Origin of the sequence: Paraburkholderia sp. SIMBA_027 (genome assembly GCF_046535315.1) — a bacterium.
Classification (GTDB): Bacteria; Pseudomonadota; Gammaproteobacteria; order Burkholderiales; family Burkholderiaceae; genus Paraburkholderia; species Paraburkholderia tropica.
The window spans coordinates 1-283 of record NZ_JAWRWY010000367.1; the positions used below are offsets into that span (position 1 = coordinate 1).

Annotated in this window: 1 pseudogene; it reads left to right on the top strand. The window is 63.6% G+C overall.

Annotated features, from left to right (window positions below):
- Positions 1-283: pseudogene (locus SB764_RS39455) on the top strand (hypothetical protein); the annotation flags it as partial.

Here is a 283-nt window from a genome sequence, read left to right on the forward strand (position 1 = left end):
GCCAGAGCGACCTGCAGGCGAAGTCGGTCGGCACCGCTGCCGATCTCGATACCGCCAACATCGCGCTCGATCAGGCCAAGGCAAATCTCGTTGGCGGCGACGCCAACATCAAGTCGGCCGAAGCCAACATCACCATCCTGGAAGCGCAGCGCAAGGAAGCCGAAGGCTCTGTCCGGACGCTGGAACTGCAGCGCGACAAGGCCGCCCGCGACCTGTCCTTCACGGTTCTGAAGGCGCCCTATGACGGCGTTGTCGGCAATCGCTCGGTTCAGGAAGGCGATCT